At 39.3% G+C, this 17754-nt stretch carries 14 protein-coding genes and 1 tRNA gene; all 15 read right to left on the bottom strand.

The window, feature by feature from the left end; genetic code table 11:
- Window positions 1-31 precede the first annotated feature (31 nt).
- Window positions 32-2245 carry a DNA polymerase I gene (gene polA / locus G613_RS0110975; RefSeq protein WP_051151065.1) on the bottom strand — a complete coding sequence of 738 codons (2214 nt, stop codon included), beginning with the start codon at window positions 2243-2245 and terminating at the stop codon, window positions 32-34.
- Window positions 2246-2272: 27 nt separating this feature from the next.
- Entirely contained in the window at window positions 2273-2599 is a 327-nt protein-coding gene (locus G613_RS0110980) for an anti-sigma factor family protein (protein ID WP_029232681.1), read from the bottom strand.
- Window positions 2600-2740: 141 nt separating this feature from the next.
- Complete coding sequence (locus G613_RS0110985; RefSeq protein ID WP_242826138.1) at window positions 2741-4108, bottom strand: MFS transporter; 1368 nt, start codon at window positions 4106-4108, stop codon at window positions 2741-2743.
- Window positions 4108-5580 carry a DUF6937 domain-containing protein gene (locus tag G613_RS0110990; protein WP_029674854.1) on the bottom strand — a complete coding sequence of 491 codons (1473 nt, stop codon included), beginning with the start codon at window positions 5578-5580 and terminating at the stop codon, window positions 4108-4110. The genes G613_RS0110985 and G613_RS0110990 overlap by 1 nt, the downstream gene beginning before the upstream one ends.
- 205 nt (window positions 5581-5785) lie before the next feature.
- Complete coding sequence (locus tag G613_RS18700; RefSeq protein WP_029232684.1) at window positions 5786-6868, bottom strand: HD-GYP domain-containing protein; 1083 nt, start codon at window positions 6866-6868, stop codon at window positions 5786-5788.
- 127 nt (window positions 6869-6995) lie between these two features.
- A tRNA-Leu gene (locus tag G613_RS0111000) sits at window positions 6996-7078 on the bottom strand.
- 89 nt (window positions 7079-7167) lie between these two features.
- On the bottom strand, window positions 7168-7491 hold the full coding sequence (locus G613_RS0111005; RefSeq protein WP_081647870.1) for a hypothetical protein: 324 nt from the start codon (window positions 7489-7491) through the stop codon (window positions 7168-7170).
- A 227-nt stretch (window positions 7492-7718) separates the two neighbouring features.
- Window positions 7719-8849 carry a hypothetical protein gene (locus G613_RS0111010; protein ID WP_155828076.1) on the bottom strand — a complete coding sequence of 377 codons (1131 nt, stop codon included), beginning with the start codon at window positions 8847-8849 and terminating at the stop codon, window positions 7719-7721.
- A 43-nt stretch (window positions 8850-8892) separates the two neighbouring features.
- On the bottom strand, window positions 8893-9501 hold the full coding sequence (locus G613_RS0111015; protein WP_029232687.1) for an NUDIX hydrolase: 609 nt from the start codon (window positions 9499-9501) through the stop codon (window positions 8893-8895).
- A 34-nt stretch (window positions 9502-9535) separates the two neighbouring features.
- Entirely contained in the window at window positions 9536-11224 is a 1689-nt protein-coding gene (locus G613_RS0111020) for a hypothetical protein (RefSeq protein ID WP_155828077.1), read from the bottom strand.
- 14 nt (window positions 11225-11238) lie between these two features.
- Window positions 11239-12975: a hypothetical protein gene (locus G613_RS0111025; protein ID WP_029232689.1), complete on the bottom strand. Its 1737-nt coding sequence runs from the start codon at window positions 12973-12975 to the stop codon at window positions 11239-11241.
- A gap of 542 nt (window positions 12976-13517) precedes the next feature.
- The gene (locus G613_RS0111030) at window positions 13518-15614 is read right to left on the bottom strand and encodes a CotH kinase family protein (protein ID WP_029232690.1); all 2097 of its coding nucleotides are present in this window, start codon (window positions 15612-15614) and stop codon (window positions 13518-13520) included.
- Window positions 15615-15681: 67 nt separating this feature from the next.
- Complete coding sequence (locus tag G613_RS0111035) at window positions 15682-16353, bottom strand: DUF4956 domain-containing protein (protein ID WP_029232691.1); 672 nt, start codon at window positions 16351-16353, stop codon at window positions 15682-15684.
- Between the two features lie 55 nt (window positions 16354-16408).
- Window positions 16409-17110: a polyphosphate polymerase domain-containing protein gene (locus G613_RS0111040; protein ID WP_029232692.1), complete on the bottom strand. Its 702-nt coding sequence runs from the start codon at window positions 17108-17110 to the stop codon at window positions 16409-16411.
- Window positions 17111-17283: 173 nt separating this feature from the next.
- Window positions 17284-17715, bottom strand: coding sequence for a hypothetical protein (locus G613_RS0111045; RefSeq protein WP_051151066.1), 432 nt, complete (start codon window positions 17713-17715; stop codon window positions 17284-17286).
- Between the last annotated feature and the right edge of the window lie 39 nt (window positions 17716-17754).

Genomic DNA, 17754 nt, shown 5'->3' on the forward strand with positions numbered 1-17754 from the left:
ATTACCCATACACTAGTATCGATGTTATATCTTACTTGGCCTCATACCAGTCTGAGCCGGTATGGCACTCTGCAAGAAGCGGAACTGACAGATCAGCCGCTCTCTCCATTTCCTGTGTCAAAAGAGCTGTAACCTTCTCTACTTCAGATGGAGCTGTTTCAATTACAAGCTCATCGTGGATCTGAAGAATAAGTCTTGATAAAAGATTTTCTTTCTTGAGCCTGAAGTAAACATTTATCATGGCAATCTTCATGATATCCGCTGCAGTTCCCTGAATAGGCGCATTCATGGCAACTCTCTCGCCGAACTGTCTAACCATGTAATTACTTGCCTTAAGCTCCGGAATAGGTCTTCTTCTGCCAAAAAGAGTCAAGCTATAGCCCTTTCCCTTGGCATCTGAAATAACTCTGTCCTGATAAGCCTTAACTCCGGGATATGTCTCGAAATACTTTTCCATGTATTCCTTGGCTTCTCCAACTGATATGGAAAGATCCTGTGAAAGGCCAAAAGAGCTGATTCCATATACAATTCCGAAGTTAACCGCCTTGGCATTACGTCTCTGCAAAGGTGTTACCTCTTCAAAAGGAACATGGAATACCTTGGAAGCAGTGATTCCGTGTATGTCCTTGCCCTCATGGTAGGCATCAATAAGTCCCTGATCCTCGGACATATGAGCCAGAATACGAAGCTCAATCTGGGAATAATCCGCATCTGCAAACACATAGCTTTCCTTAGGAACAAAGACCTTACGAATAAGTCTTCCCAGTTCAGTTCTCATAGGAATGTTCTGAAGGTTAGGCTCCGTAGAACTTATACGTCCTGTCGCAGTAATTGTCTGATTAAAGCTTGTATGAATCCTGTCGTCGGCTTCTATATAGGCAGCCAAACCGTCCGCATAAGTGGATTTAAGCTTGGCAAGTCCTCTGTATTCAAGAATGTCCGCAACAATCGGATAATCTGGTGCCAGCTTTTCAAGCACATCTGCAGCTGTAGAATATCCGGATTTGGTCTTCTTTTCAGCAGGAAGACCGAGTTTCTCAAACAGTATTTCTCCCAGCTGTTTAGGTGAATTTATATTAAATTCGCAGCCTGCTGCATCATAAATAAGTTTCTCAAGCTCTGTAATCCTAACCTGAAGCTTATCTCCATAAGCCTTGAGTTCTTCTCTTCTGGCAATGATTCCCTCTTTTTCCATGGAATAAAGAATATAGGAAAGCGGCATCTCAATGTTATAAAAAAGATCTTCCATTTGGAGCTTTTCAAGCTTCTTCCTGATAATCGGCGCAGCCTTCAGGCATACAAACGCGCACTTACATGCATACTGACAGGTTGTTTTTTCATCAGCTTCCTTAATGCTCTTCTTGCCGAAGAGATCAGCCTTCTTATCAAGGGTTAATCCAAGATATTCCTTGGCTACATCAAATACCTCATAATCATTTTTATTAGGATCTGCTAGATAAGCGCCGATCAGATTGTCAAAGCATCTGGGCTTATTCTTGTAGGCTAAACCGATATTTCCGTCATTGCTACTTGTATATCCATAATCTCTTGATGTAATTTCTTCAGGAGTAAATACCCTGAAGCTCTCCTTAATGTCAAAGGTCACAAGGCTTACACTGCTACTAAGTTCAGTAAGTTTCTTGCCAAGATAGTCAGCAGTAATGAAGTTCTCTACAGGAATATAAATCGCTTCGTTTTCATCAAAACAGACAGAAAGGCCCAAAATCTCCTTATGTTTGGAATCATCTGCAGAAATAGTGTCTGTAAGGAAATAAAAAGCCACATAATTAGTAACATCTTTTGCTCCATATTCTGCAGCATTCTTAAATATCTGTTCAACCTCGTTAAGATCCGATGTAGACTTCATAGTAAGGCTAAAAGCCGGTGCAGCCTTGACCTGTCCCGTAGGAGAAAGAACCGTAAGCTTATCTGAAAGTGCAGATAACAAGGCTTCGCTAACTTCAAAAGAAAAGCCGGATTCCGAACCGTTCTCAGAAACCCCTGCAGTCTCTTTTAATAGACCTGCAAGGAGTTTTACCTGATCAGTAACAACACTCGTCTCATTCAAATCAGAGGCTACAGAAACCTCCACCTTCCCGGCATTTTCATTTCTTATGATATTGATCAGCTTAAAAAGCGCACCATAGGCACCGCTTACAACTCTTCCCTCAGAGTCGGTAAAAGTAGGCATGCTATAGTACGCACCATTAACATATTCATGTAAATTAACAATAATCTTATCCAAAATAAAACTACCCCAACTTAAATTTATTTATCCGATTGTCAGAGCTAAAACAACCGTGGCTGCAGCCAGCGCCACAACCAAAAGCTCAAGAATAACACTTGCAAGTACAAGATAACGTCTGCCGTTTAATCTCTTCCTGGCATCACGCAACAGCCCGTCAAGCTCCGCCTTGAGGTTAAAGGTATTACCATCCTCAAGTCTCTGCATACCGATCTTGACAAGGAATTGGATAGTCAGCTCCTCTTTGCACTCAGGACATGTCTCTATATGGTTTAAGAAATCGGCCAACTGCCGATTATCAAGGTCATCGTCCAAGAAAAGAGCTATGACCTTATCTGCATCTTTACATGTCATATTATTCCACCAAATATAGTATAAAAATATTGGATTTAAATATATAATCCTACAACATATAGGATACAACAAATCCCAGTAAAATAAAAGAAAAAAGACTATCTTCCGATTCACGGAAGATAGCCTTTTAAGTTTACTTTATTAGTTCTTGTGCTCCTCAATACCCTTGAGAATCTTCTTTTCATTGTAGCTAAAGAAGATAACAGCACCGATAAAGCATGTAATAAATGCAAATACTGCTGTTGTTCTGTAGCTCTCAGGAGTCTTAGATACAGTAAGTGATGTGAATACTACAAGTGCAAGTGCCTGTCCCATCTTGAATGCGAAGGTACGTGCTGCGAAGAACATACCACTTCTGTCTTCACCTGTCTCAAGTCTTGTAAGCTCTGCCACATCGGCAACACAAGCCTGAGGAAGGATTCCAAGGATTGCCATAGGAATTGCAGCTGTAACAGCTACTATGAAGCCCCAATGAATGCCCTGTCCGCAGATTGCTGTAATACCAAATACAACGCTGTAAGCAAAGAATCCGATGATAATAAGACTCTTTTTACCAATCTTCTTGGCAAGGATATTAACTACAGGATAAAGACATACGCTGATTGCAGTCATTGTTGCTGTAAGTGTAAATGTCATTGTGTCAGGAATTCCCATGAGCTTTGTCTCATAGAAAGCAAGTCCTGTCTGGAACAAAGTAAGTGCGAAGAAATAAATAACATCGCTATATACAAAGTGTCTGAACTGTACATTTGAAAATGTTCTGATCAGAGAAGTGAAAGGCCTGGTCTCACTTGGCTTAGAGTCGATGTAATCTCTCTCCTTGATGTAGAATGCAGGGAACAGCATAGCAAGGCAAGCGATTGTAGCCATAATAGCAACAGCATATCTGATTGAGTTCTGCTGTCCTACAGATGCCTCAAGTGCTCCGGCCAGGTTAGGAAGCAGGAATGAAATACTCTGTCCAACAATGAAAGTAAATGAAATATATGTTGAAACATTGATTCTGTGCTGCTGTGTATCACCAAGTTCTGCAATAAGAGCATTATATGGTGTGCAGAACATTGTCATGAACAGATAGAATACCATCAAAAGTATGAACAGCAATGTATCATTGAGTCCGATGCTTGCTGTCTGTGGAACAGTAAACAGTGCAATTGTACAGAGGGCAAATGGAATAGCCATAACACGCATGAAAGGTATTCTTCTGCCTCCCTTGTAGTTACTTCTGTCAGACCAGCCTGCGATAAGAGGATCAGTAATAGCATCAAAGATTCTTCCTGCTGCAAGTACAAGTCCGAAAAGTGTAAGTTTGAACAAAATAGGTTCCTGTGTGATGCCGGCAGCAAAAAGACCGGTGTTAGGATTCTGTGCATCAGGGCTTCCTGTATAGTAATAAACCATCCAGTTGGAAACTACACCTGACAGAAGGCTCCAGCCAAACTGTCCAAGAGCAAATACCCACAAAAGTCCATTAGTAATCGGTTTAAGTTGTTTCATTTTTGATTCCATTATTTGTTATCCTCCTTGAGTTTCATCGCCAACTCTACCACTTTCTTCGCCCCGTCATAAATTCCCATGTTCTTGTTAAGAACAATTGATTCACACATTTCATCAAGAAGTCTGGTATTCAGGAACTGATCCAGCATCTGGATTGTATGTGGAATGTCTCTGCACTCAAGTGTTCCATCTCCGATCTCAGCGGAATGGATTGCCCCCCACATTTCGTGCTTACCAACTCTCTTGATGAAGAGCTTAGGTACAGGATAGAAAGCAAGTTCTGAAGGCTTAGTAACCAGTACATCACAACTTCTCATAAGAAGGTTGGTTGTATAAACTGCCTCAAAGATATCCTTATGATAGAATCCGTGGATACCTGTGATTTCTGCATTAGGATCAAGTGCCTTTTCTGTAAAGGCCAGGGTATCTTCCCAGTTGTCCATATGCTCATGCTTAAGAGCTGCCATTTCAGGTATTTCTGATACAAGCTGATCCCAAACATTTCTGTAATCGCCAACATTTACATATAACATTGCCTTATTATCCTTGATATAAGGAATAAGGTACTTAATAATCTCAGCAAAGATTTCTTTCTGAGCTCCTGCTCCACCAATAGTAAGAAGGAAGCGCATAGCTTTGCCACTCTTTTTTCTGTTAAGTCTTGCTTCACAATCTTTTTCTATATTCTCAACAAGCTCGTAATCAATGTAATGACCTGTGTAAACAAGGTCTTCCTGAGGCATTGGCTGACATACCTTTTTCTTGTTCATGCCATTGAGGATACGATATCCCATGTAAGCGTTCTTGCACTGGATTGTATGAAGACTTCCCTCTGAAAGATGAAGTGCCATTGGCCAGTTATCAGGAATAGCATTGACAACATGCTTCATTCCTGCATGAATAGCTGCCTGTGCAGGCCATACATGTGTAGCAATTACCGGTATATCCTTAGGAACATTCTTGTATACAGGAGCCATAAGCTCTGCATTCTTCTGATCCTTGGCATTGTATGTAAGAGCTCTGAATCCTTCATAGTTGGTAGGCTCCCATACAAGCTTATTGAAAATAGGATTCTTGGAAAGTCTTGAACCAAGTGAATAAAGATCATTCTGATGTCCAATAACCTTGGTACATGTGGTCTCAGGATATGAGTTCAAATCCAACCAATATGGTGTATATCCCAAATGTCTGGCATAAGATGCCATAGCCATTGATATTCTGTAGTGGCCAAAGCCCATTCTGATATTCCCTACGATAATACCCTTACCGGTGTCCATCTCTCCCTCTGAGACACCTGCAGAACTTACTACGATATTTTTTACACCAAGTAACGGTCCTATTACCTTGTTGTCTGTAACCTTAATCTTGTAATCTACAGCAGAATCATCGCCAAATTTCTTGATATAGCTCTTCTTGGATTTAAGAGCACTCTTATAATCCTTGTCGCTTATCTTGTTACCAAAAATAACCTTTGATTTATCCATTATAGTCTCTCTTCATTCTGCCAGCAGATAATATAGAAAAAAGTATTATCGCTCTGGCCAAGTAAATAATTCGGAAACGCATTATTATAAATTTAGTTTCCGGTAAAATAATAGCATTTTATGCACAAAAACATCAAGAAACGCTTTCTACAAATTTCGTTTCCTGCTTTTGTGCACTTTTACTTATTTAACTGATTATTTACCTTTAAATGACGGAGATAATAGAAAGTTCTCTTTTAGAAGACAGATTGACGTACTCTGTTCCGCATTTAACCACGGGCTTAGACAGATGATCCGGATTAACAAAAATGATTTCTCCGGATTTTCCGTTACTAAGAAGTACTCTGTTTGCGATAAATGTATTAACAATATTAGATAAGAAGGTCATGATAACTTTGGGATCAAACTTATCAATACCCTCTCTTTCAAAGTTTTCGATAACAGTAAAAGGACATATTGCGTCCCTATACTCTCTCCTGGCTGTCATTTCATCATAGACATTTGCCACAGCCACAATGGACGCAATATGATCAATCTTTTCATTTCTGAGAGCCAGAGGATATCCGGAGCCGTCTCTCTTTTCATGATGCATAAGGACACAGTTCTTAATATGTACATCTATATCTTTGTTCTTGACCAGTTCATAGCCTTTGGTAACATGAGCTCTCATTGCCTTTTGCTCATATTCAGTAAGAGGCGTGGTTTTATTAACAAGATCAGGAGGCACGAGCATTTTTCCAATGTCATGAATAAGACCACCTGCTGTTGCAAGCTGAATCTCATCATTTGAAAGTCTCATCCAGGTAGCTATGGTATTGCTGATAAGAGATACATTTAATGAGTGCATGTAAACCGCATCACTGTTGTCTCTAAGGTTATGAAGCATATCAAAGATACCTGATGTACCACCGGCTTCAACAAACAAGTGATAAACAGGCTCTGTAAGCTTATCAATGTCCAAGGGCATAGTATCATTTGCGATCATCCTGAAGGATTCTTCAAGCTTTTCCGCATTTTCCTCAATATGCTCTTTGAATTTTATGAATTCCTCGGTCTGCTTAAGCTTTTCTGCATAAGAAAGATTCTCATAGGGAACTTCTTTCTTGGGCTCAACATTCTTCTTTACATCTTCTACAAAAATATTATAAAGGGAGTGCGCTTTAATACGGGCAATGTCCTTTTCATCAAGAACCGTGCCCTTAGGCAGAACCAGACGATCGTCTATAGTATAGATATTTTCGGAAACAACTAAACCCGGTTCGAGTTTATCTACAGATACAAGCTTCATACATTATTCCTATACAAAATGATATATGCATGTTCACAATATTACGATTATATTATACCACTAAATTAAATATATTTTTATTACCATTGAAAAAGCCCTTACTCTGAACAAGTAAGGGCTTAAACAGTGCCGGCAGTGGGACTTGAACCCACACGTGGTTACCCACAACAGATTTTGAGTCTGCATCGTCTGCCATTCCGACATGCCGGCTGATATGAAAATTATAAGCTGTCCGCCACATGACGAACAGCTTATTTAATATAACACAGAAAATATCCATGTTCAATAGTTTTCAAAAATTAAACTGCAGCTTTATCTGAGTATTGAGCCTGAAGAAGTGACTTTACAGCCGGATCCTGCATAGTCTTGATGGCATCGATAGCACACTGGTATATTGCAGCCATCTGCTTGGTCTGCAGATCATTAGCCTTACATCTGTTTTTCATCTGCGTAAAGTGATTTATTGCCTGTTCTGCTACAGATTTTGACACTTTATTGCCGTTACAATACAGTGTACCTGTTTCAGCATTAAATCTTGAATTCTCATATTTGGTTGGTGCATATTCCCCTGCCCCCATAGATGCGGCAAGTTGATTGATCAAATCAGCTCTGTTGATAGCCATAACAAATCTCTCCTCATTTATCATTATCTTTCCTTCGTTTTAAAGCCATATTTTTATATCATAAAATTTTTATAAAATTAAGCTAATTCACAAATTCTAAATATTTATCCATAACAAGCACAAAAACAATATTTTGGCATCAGCTTATTTTGTATAAATTAACGAAATATAGTGAAATAATGATACATAAGTAAGTTTGCTCAGTGAAATAAAATATTAATCCCTTTTTATTCCAGCTCAGAAAAAATTCTGGCTACTTCATCAAAATTCTCGGCAGCACTATAATCACACAGATAAAATGCAGCATTTTTGTTATAGATAAAATCACACTGATAGGTCATATCCTCTGGCCCTACAGGGAAATAAATATAGAGGTAGTCGGTTGACGTGTCATTATAATAATCATGGTAAGTTTGAAGGGCCGGATCCAGCATGATGATATCCGTTCCTTTTCCAATAGACATTGAGCCATTGGTATTTTTGTTTCTAATATCGATTGTATATCCGGCGTAGGAGTGGTTATCGATTTCCCACTCTCCCCCTAAAGCTTCAATAAATCTCTCTACAAAAGCCTCCCATTCCTCATCAGTAACTGATGGAGAATTCCGAACTTCTGATGCCAAAAGACCTCTAACCACATCACATTTAACATCATAGTGGTAAGCATCCATGATATCAGCAATTGTCTCTTTATATCCGCCGCACAATGTTGCTATGTTTTTGTGCTCAAAATCAATCATTGCCTGTAATTCTTCTCGGGAATAATCATCCTCCGTTAAACCAAATTCCTCATATATGAAATCCGGCGAAGCAACTATTTTGGTAGTAGGATGCGTAAATACCGTCTCACCACACAGTTCATTAAATTTATCTATGACAGGATAGAAATGATCCGGTATTTCATCTCCCTCCAGATAAATAAACTTATTTTGTTTTTGCCCATCCTCATCTTCGTAGTAAATATAAAGATTGGCTAAATAGTTAACATCCTCACTTCTTTCAGCCTGATGAGCATCACAGTAGTCATAAAAAAAGTTAAAGTCTTCTCTTGAAATAGTATGAGAAAGCTCACTGGAAAGTTTAACCTTATCAACACCCTTTTTTAACTTATTAGTAACTACTTTGTAATTAGGATAATCGGCATTGTAGACACCATTATCAGTTTTAGCCTGAATTGCAATTGAAATCCATTCTACATACACCTCATTTTCATTGGTTCTGGGTGCAGTATTTGTCTTTTTAGAAGATATCTTAAAGATATCCCTATCCCCGGCATTATTACATCCGATCAAAGAAATCGAGAGTATCAATAAACATAGCACAGTACATAGACTTTTCGTAAAATTCCCCATTTTCATGTATTATATGCTCCCCCATCTCCTTAAGAACAATTTATAGTTCTTAGTTATTCTGCTTCTCTTTAAAAAGATAATATGCAAGCACATGGATTGACTGTTTGAAATCTCCCCCATGAATTCTCTTTAAAAGCTCTTCTTCCGGAAGGAGCTTCACATACAAAAACTCTGTTTCATCAAGTTCCTGACTACTTACCTTCTTGCAGCCTGTAGCAGCATAAATATGAACTCTGCTGTTGGATAAGGTTGCATTTGCTGGAATAGTCAAAAGATGTTTCCAGTCATTCGAAACATAACCTGTTTCCTCCTGAAGTTCCCTTCTTGCAGCCAGGAAAGCATCCTCTTCTGTGGCAACTATGTTGTCCTTCGTGATGTAAGGAACGTCACTCTTTTCCTTGTACTCAATACCTCCTGCAGGGAACTCTGTGGTAATCTCATCTATTCCATGTCTATATTGACGAACACAGATAAAATGCCCATTTTCGTCAGTGGCAACAACTACAGCAAAGCTGTGCTTGGAATAGTTGTACACAGGCCCAATCACTTCTCCGTTTGGAAGCTCATAGTCACATTTTCTAAAATCAATCCACGCATCCTGGCAGACATGTTCTACATTAACTTCCTTCCAGGTTAAGTTTTCATTTTTAGTAGTCATATTTTTTCTCCATGCCATGAGTATTAGAATTCAATCAAAAAATTTCTATCCAATCAGTTGTATCCTTGAGCATTCCATTGGTAATATCCCTGATACTATACTGCAGTTCCTCATCATCTCTGACCATCGTTCCGAAGGTTTTTTCAAAAGTTTCGGTCACATCCTCCGGAAGGACTCCGTTTTCTATATCTTTTGAATCTATAGCAGTTGGAACCACTATTTTTCTGACAATGTAAGCAAAACTTGTGGCCGTTGGATTAACAAATCTGTATAGTCCAATCTGAAGCTTATCGGAATACTCATTTTTAGCCTCCATGGACTTAAGCTCTGCCCCAAGATCCGTTGGAAATGCCAATATGTCATCTCCATTATTTATTGCAGAAAAAGGATTCTCTATAACCTCATGGACAATAAACATAAATCCAAGCCCATCGTAGTACCTGCCGTATACACTTGTGGTATTGGTATCACTATTTACTCTTGTCACGGTAAAGATATCTTCATACACAGTAATCGTATCATCCCCCATAGAAGTGAGGATATTGTCGCACCTAATGGCATCATCATACATAGTCTGTGGAATGATAAGTGTACCTGTACCGTTTTCTTCACTTATAAATTCCAGCTTTAAAAACATAGTATCAGATACAAGCGGATTTCCGGCAGCGCCGTAGAACATCTTAACCTTTTCATATCCATACTTTTGGCCGATTTCTTTGGCCTTCGCCTTTAAGTCTTTGACATAGTAAGTGGTATTTCCATAGTCATAAATATCAGACCAGATGCTCTTTACATTTTTGTTCCAGTACCTGTTCAAATTATCAACAGTAGAGGTGTCTCCGGCCATAGCTAGTTTGCTTGTAAGGATAAGTTCACGCTTATTACCCAAAATTTTGTTGAAAGCATTCTGACCATAGTACATATCCGGAATTGAAATATGGTCAACTTCTGTTTCCCCATACTGTTTCAAATATAGATGCATATAAAACTGAGGAACCGATTTCCCATTTTCAGAAACTTTATCAGTTTGAGGCCCATATAAATGCACTTCTGTAAGCACATGACTATCAACATCAAAAAAGTACTCTGCCCTTTCAAGAGTGGCAGCATCACCAATTAGGGACTTAACAGCCATGCTGATGCTGGAAATGTTCCCTTTGAGTTTAACAGCATAGTATTCATTCAAATCCCCTGTTTCTTTTCCTCTGCGTTCAAGAGAAGCATCGCTTTTTGTGATCTTAGGAAAAAGAATATCCTCTATCTCAGGCTGATAAATAATAAGGTTACTGTTACTGCCATTCTTATCAAGCTTCTGTTCAGGCAGACCATCTCTTTTACCGTTATAATAGTTATATTTATAGCCCCAACTGTGACCTTCCTTACTATGAGACAGATTTCCTATATCTACCTCAAGACCTCCCATATAGTTGTCATTATCGATATAATCAAAAGTGTAATCAATTTCCGCTGTTTTGGAATCATATCCCTGATTATACACCTTAAAGGCTGTAGCCCTGCCGCTATAGTAATATTTGCCGCAATATCTTAATGTTTCATAGGAAGCATCAAACAGAGAGTCCACTGTAAAGTCTCCCCTATCGTCTGAATATATCCCATCATCTTTTTCCGTGATAAGTTTAAAGGCAATCAAACATCCGAAAACTATTACCACTATCAGAAAGAAGCAAGTTAAGATATTGATAATTTTTCTATTTTGCTGCATTGTCGTATTTCCTGTTACTTTCCTGTATATATAGTCCATGTGACAGTGTTCTCTATGGCACCGTCAATAATACCCTTTTCTTCGTAAAGCCCCTTAAGATACTGCTGGCTCTTGTATTCAAGTCCATATTTATCCAGATCAATCACGCATTCTTCATCCTGATAATCGATTTCGCTAAGGGCTTTATTATTATATCTTGCCACATAGAATCCTTCCACAGAATTGAATCTGTCATTGCTACCACCGGCAAAGGTTATGTGTCTTAGCTCCACATTGTCAGCATTACTATATTCTGATGCAAGAAGACCAAGCTTTTCACCATCCATTGCACAGAAGTGATCACGCTCCCTGTTATTTCCAAGATCAGGTAAAGAATGTTCACATATCTCATACATATCAAGTTCAAAGCCCTTACTTCCAAGAAATCTGCACAGTACCTTGCAATCAGACATATCACTGGTTTTCTTGCAGATTAAAAGCTTGTCGCCATTCATGAAATATGAATCTCTTCCCAGTGTTGCTAAAGAAATTCCGCTTACCAGCTTCCCATAGTCAACAGACACTGGAATGATTATTGTTCCATAGTCATTTCTACTCTTAGTAAAATCAAGCCTGATCAAAAGGTGTCTGTTTCCTTCAATAACATCTGAATAGCCATAGGATAAAGATACATGATCATATTCATACTTGGCACCAACCTCTTTTGCCCTGTCCAGCAAATCCTGCATGGTATAAGCTCTACTATAGTTATAGATTTCCAGCCACATGTCATCAACGTTTTGATTCCAATGGGACAGGTTATTATCCAATGTCCAGGTCCTTCCTGCCATCACCATATCAATATTAAGTTCGACAAGTTTCTTATTATCCACAAACTCTTCCAGTTCATTCTCATAAAAACCGGAAATAGGAAGAGCAATGCCATCCTGAGATACCAACTGGTAATCTTCTACATTCAGTGTCATCTCAAGAAGCGGTGCATTTTCTCCGTCCTTAGTCATAAGAGAGGTGACATCACTGGAAATGTATATTTCTTTTAAAACGTGTGTAGCCTCATCAAAGCGATACACAGCAGTTGTAGGTTTTACAGTCTTTCCTATCAGTGATTCCAATGCAATTGAAATATTACTGATATCTCCCGAAAGAGTTACATCTATAGTTTGTATGTCCGGCATAATACCGTTATCCCTTGAAACCTTTTCCATGCTGTAATCACAGTTATTTATATCAGGGAAAAGAATTGACTCTAATGAAGGCTTCGTTATCTTATCCTGCCCAAAATCTCCATCCACATTCAGCTTGGAGTAATCCTTACCGTCAATCCTTCCGTCATTACACACATAAATACAACGCCAGAATTTGGAACCAACGTTGCCAACCGGCATACAACTGGCATCTACGGAAAGCTCTCCCATATAATTATCTCTGTCCACATATTTTCTGCTATACGTAATATCAGCATATTTCGTATCAAACCCGCCCATATGCATTTTATGAGCAGTCACTTTTCCGGATATATTAACGCTTCCGGCATATTGCAAAGTCTCATCGGACTGGGAAAAGAGCTTTTGAGCAGTCAACTCCCCTCTTTCATCCGATATGCCAGTGTTATCCGAATCCTTATTCTCTTTTTGAGCAGCCACTATATCTGCAGGTCTTTTCTGGTCAACAATTGAAAAAATAACCCCTGAAAGCCCCGCCATCATAATTGCGGCGGCTAATACTCCCAAAACTCTGTTACTTTTATACATACTACTCCACTAATAATCCCGATTGTATTATTACTAAATAAACAATATAAAAATCTTTTTTGTTGATACCAACGCAGAGATTATATCAAAAATAGAAGATAAAACGCTATAAAAAAATGCCGGTCAACGTTTACGGTCAACGTTCTGCTTCAATCAATAGAATTTTCCCGCAAAAACATGCATTTTCGATACATTTATCGTATTGCGTGTTGCTTATTTCTTTGCATTGTCTGTCTCAGCACGCATACCCATTGTTATGGTCATTTTGCGTGAAATTTCTTCTTAAATTATCATTATCACAATCATAACTCAGCCTCTTCTGCACACAATAGTCACGCAAAATTATCTTTTATGCATGAATACGTGCAAAAAGACTCATAATCCTTCACGCACGACAGTAATAATTCTTCTTTTGCGTGCCCTTTATCGATATTTCGTATTGTTCTCATTTTGGCACTTTGTTAAACCATGTCATGTCTATATTAGACATTAAAACGCAGCCCACAAGACTTATTAAGCCTGTAGGCTGCGTTTTAAAAATGCTATCTTCTATTCTTGTATTTAAGAGCAATCAGAATTGCTATTAGAAGCGCCAGAACCGAAACTCCCAAATAAATGTAGGAAGTTTTTGATATTCCTGACATTCCGTCAAAGTCTCCTGGAAATCCCTGAGGCATATCACCGGAAAAATCTTCCGGGAAGTCTCCGCCAAAATCAGATTTATCGCTTGTATTCGAATCTTCTGTAGAACTTTCACTGCTCTTGCGGCTATGCTCTCCGGATCCGTGATGCCCGCTGTGATTCTTGTGACTTTCCGAGCTTTCCTCCGAACTATTATCGGAGGTATCACTGCCTGGGCCACCGGATCCACCCGGGCCACCGGATCCACCCGGGAATCCGGATTTCTCGGAATCACTGTCTCCGCCGGGACCACCGGATCCGCCAAAACCTCCGCCCATGGATCCAAGGTCAGAAAGATTTATTGAAGACGCATCAACAAGCGCATCAGGATTTGCTGACTGCTCAGCATCGGTTGATCCAATGGTTCCATCAAGCTGGCCTTCAATACTCTGGCACCTAAGTTCAACAAAGGTCTTAAGAGTTTCTACTGCTTTCTCAAACTCAGAGGTCTCGCAGAACTTGGTAGGATCTTTCTCCACATAGCCGTAGATCATATCATAGGTTGTGCTGATAAGATTCTCAAGATATCCGCTTGTGTAGAACTGCTCAAGGAACTCCTGATAATACTCATGATACTGCTGCGTATACTCATCACAGGAAATTATCCATGAGAACATCGGCCTGTCCGTATCTCCATCAGTAATGGAAAGAGGATTATCTATAGGATCATTGACTGCACTGTCGGAATCGCTTGCCTGAAAAGTACCGTAAGCAAGGTTATAATCCCATGGAATCATGGTCATAAGGCCATCTTCTTCATAGAGATAATAGTTATGGATCATGCTTCCTGTGTAACTGTCTCCGTTCACAACAAAGTTATGAACAACCATATATCTCATAAGAGCATCTACATCAACAGCTTCAGCAATAGCCTCGGCATCACCATTTTCTACGCCCTCATTTAGCGATTTAATGGCGCTTATAAGTCTCTTTTTATCTGAATAGCTTATTGCGGTCTTGGCACTTTCAAAAATATTTGAGTAGCTGTCTACATCGTCATCCGAGTACTGAATCTTGGCATCACTGCTACCCATTCCAAATTTGCCAGCGTCTCCGCCTGGGAAACCACCGCCTGGGGAATCGCCTCTGGGACCCTCAGATGAGTTTTCATTCTCAGCATTAAAATCTGATGGCGGAGTGAAGTCACCTGATCCAAAGCTTCCTGGATTAAAGTCTCCCGGCGGCGTAAACTCTCCTGTCTCTTCTGTTTCTGAAGAATTCTCCGATGAATTGTCATCAGTTTTATTGCCCTTTTCAAAAGGATTTTCTATGCCCAGTTCATCGAAGTCCATTTCACGCATGTCGAATCCGCCACCATTACCACGGCCGCCGCCCATGCTAGTAGTATCGGGCTTATAAAGCTCTCCATAATTAGAGCCGTAATTTCTTTCAAGGAAGGAATCTTCCACCGCCTCAACAGCCAGGAATAGTCCCCAATCCTCGCCATTAACTGTAACATAAGTGTAGCTTACAAGTGGTGAAGCCACCCCAAACTCATTCATGAGCTTGTAGGCAATATAGTCCTTCATCATTGTGTAGTCCTGGATAAGGTTGTTAAGACATAGTTTATCCAGGCCATAATAGGTGTTATTGTCCTGATAACTGTCAAATTCTATCTTTAAGCTGTACCTCTCACTACCCAGCTGCGAAACAGTTGAAAGAGATGTATTTCCCTTAGCACGAAGACCAACATTCTTAATGGTCTCACCATCAATGGTTACGTTTACCGCAGTATATTCCTCATTGGTGGCAGTTTCCAGAAATGCATCCCAGTCATCAATCTCGATATCTATACTGTGAACATAGCTGTCATCGAAGATTTTATCCTCATAGCTAAGGCTCACAGAGTCATCCGCAACAATATCCAGCTTACTGCCGTTCATAAAAAGAACTGTTGCAAGCAGTGCCAGTATAGTGATGATGATACACACTCGTTCTATATTCTTGTGTGTCGACATCTTATCTCCTAATCATATCTTCGTTTATCATAGTAATGATGCAGTATTTCTTTTACTATGTTCTGTATCATCCCATGTATTCGCCGTTGTAGCTTACAAGTACTGCGCTGTTAACTCCGGACATATCAGCAAGTTCATTTATAAAGTCTGTGTTGTCTTCCTTAAGTCTTACTTCATAGTTGATCTCAAGATTTCCCTTCTGAGCGCTCTTACTCTTTACTACCATTTTCTGTGTCTTATTCTTGATATACTCAGAAGCCTTAACCTCTGCATCATGACCTTCACAGTTAAGAACAATGATATAAGGCATGAGATGTGACTTTCTGTTTACAAATACAAGAAGGAAAAGACCAATTACAATGCTTCCGAATACTGCAAGCGGAATCATTCCGGCTGCAAGAACAATACCTGCAGCAATTGACCAGAATAAGAATGCAATATCAAGTGGCTCCTTGATAGCTGTTCTGAAACGGACGATTGAAAGAGCACCAACCATACCAAGTGAAAGAACTACGTTACTTGTAACTGCAAGAATAACAAGAGTTGTTACCATTGTAAGAGCAACCAGTGTTACGCCAAAGCTTGATGAAAACATTACACCCTGATAGGTCTTTTTATAGATTAAAAAGATAAACATACCGATAGCAAAAGCAAGAATCATTGCAATTGCCATATCCAGAATACTGATACTTGCAACGTTCTCCAAAAAGCTTGATTTAAAAATGTCATTAAAAGTCATTGTTTCTATTCTCCTTATTTTTCGCTATATTTTAATTCACTTTTTTGTTATTAACTTAATCCTCATACCCTGCATATCTTGGATCTATCATGGGAAGCCTGCAGGCTTCATACTTGGAAAAAGCTCCTGTCCTTGCGTGGGGAAGTTGAACCACATCTCTTATAATTTCCGGAAGGAATTCATCCCATTTGACCTCCATGATGCATATGCCCTGAGCTGCCGGAATTGTTATACACTCTGTATCAAGAAAATCCGTATTGCTAAGTCCTGTCCTGATGTTGTAGTCAAGAGTAACTCTCACATTTCCGGGACCATATATAAAAGGTTCCCTTGTGTAGTCTACAATCACCTTGGGCTGCAATCTTTCCGAGACCATTCTTGAGTAAAGCTCACGGATGAGTTCATTTTCCGACTTTTCCATCCATCCAATGTCACCATGAACAATTGCTCCGGCCTCTTCTTCAGTCAAATTCGCAGATACCTTAAGGCCAAGTCCGCCAACTTTACATTTCTTTTCCAGATGGATAACTGACTTATCGCCGTTGTAATAGCGAATTCGAAACTTTTGTCTTCTGCTGACACCGCTTTGCTTTTCCAAAAGCGCTTTATCACCGGGCGTATCAAAATACAAACTTCGTATCAGATACTTACCATCAATTGCATGTTTATCAGGCTCAGCAACAGCTCTTAGCCTCTGCCTAATGGTGATCATATCTGCTGTCGTGATGTCATGCTTAAGTTCGTGTCGATATTTCACCTTGTTTCTCCCTTCCCTTTATGAATAATAATGCCCTTTTTTGAGCATTTTAAACAACCTTGTTAGACGATACACCCTGAAACTAAAATGAAACTAAAATGAAACTAATAATAATCAAATAAAAAAATACCTGTCACTGTGAAGATTCACAATGACAGGCATTTTCTTTACACTCAAGTTTTCTTAATAAAACGTTCTCCGCACTTAGGGCATCTTATCTCTATTCTGCCCTTTCCCTTCGGAACTCTTATCTGCTGGTGGCAGTGCTTACAGATATAGTATCTGCTTACATTTCTGTCTCTACACTGAAGTATTGCCAGTTTAAAGATTTTTCTTGGTCCTTCCGTTATCTGCATAAACTTCTTGTTTTCAGCATATCTTTTTGTAATATTCTTGGAATAGATTCTGAAAACGGAATAACCAAATAGAGCCACCCAAATGAAATATATCACTATGCTCTGAGCAAATATATTGATAATTAGCAGAACTATTGCTACCGCATTGCAAAATCTTGCCAGATTATCAAAACCATTTCTACCATAGAAAAACTGCGCCATCCTACTGCTAATCATATAGCCTAATTGCCTGATTTTGTTTTTATCCATTAGAGTTTACTCCTAATTAACTTCTTAAAGCTTCTCAAA

The sequence above is a fragment of the Butyrivibrio sp. VCB2006 genome (assembly GCF_000420945.1).
Classification (GTDB): Bacteria; Bacillota; Clostridia; order Lachnospirales; family Lachnospiraceae; genus Butyrivibrio.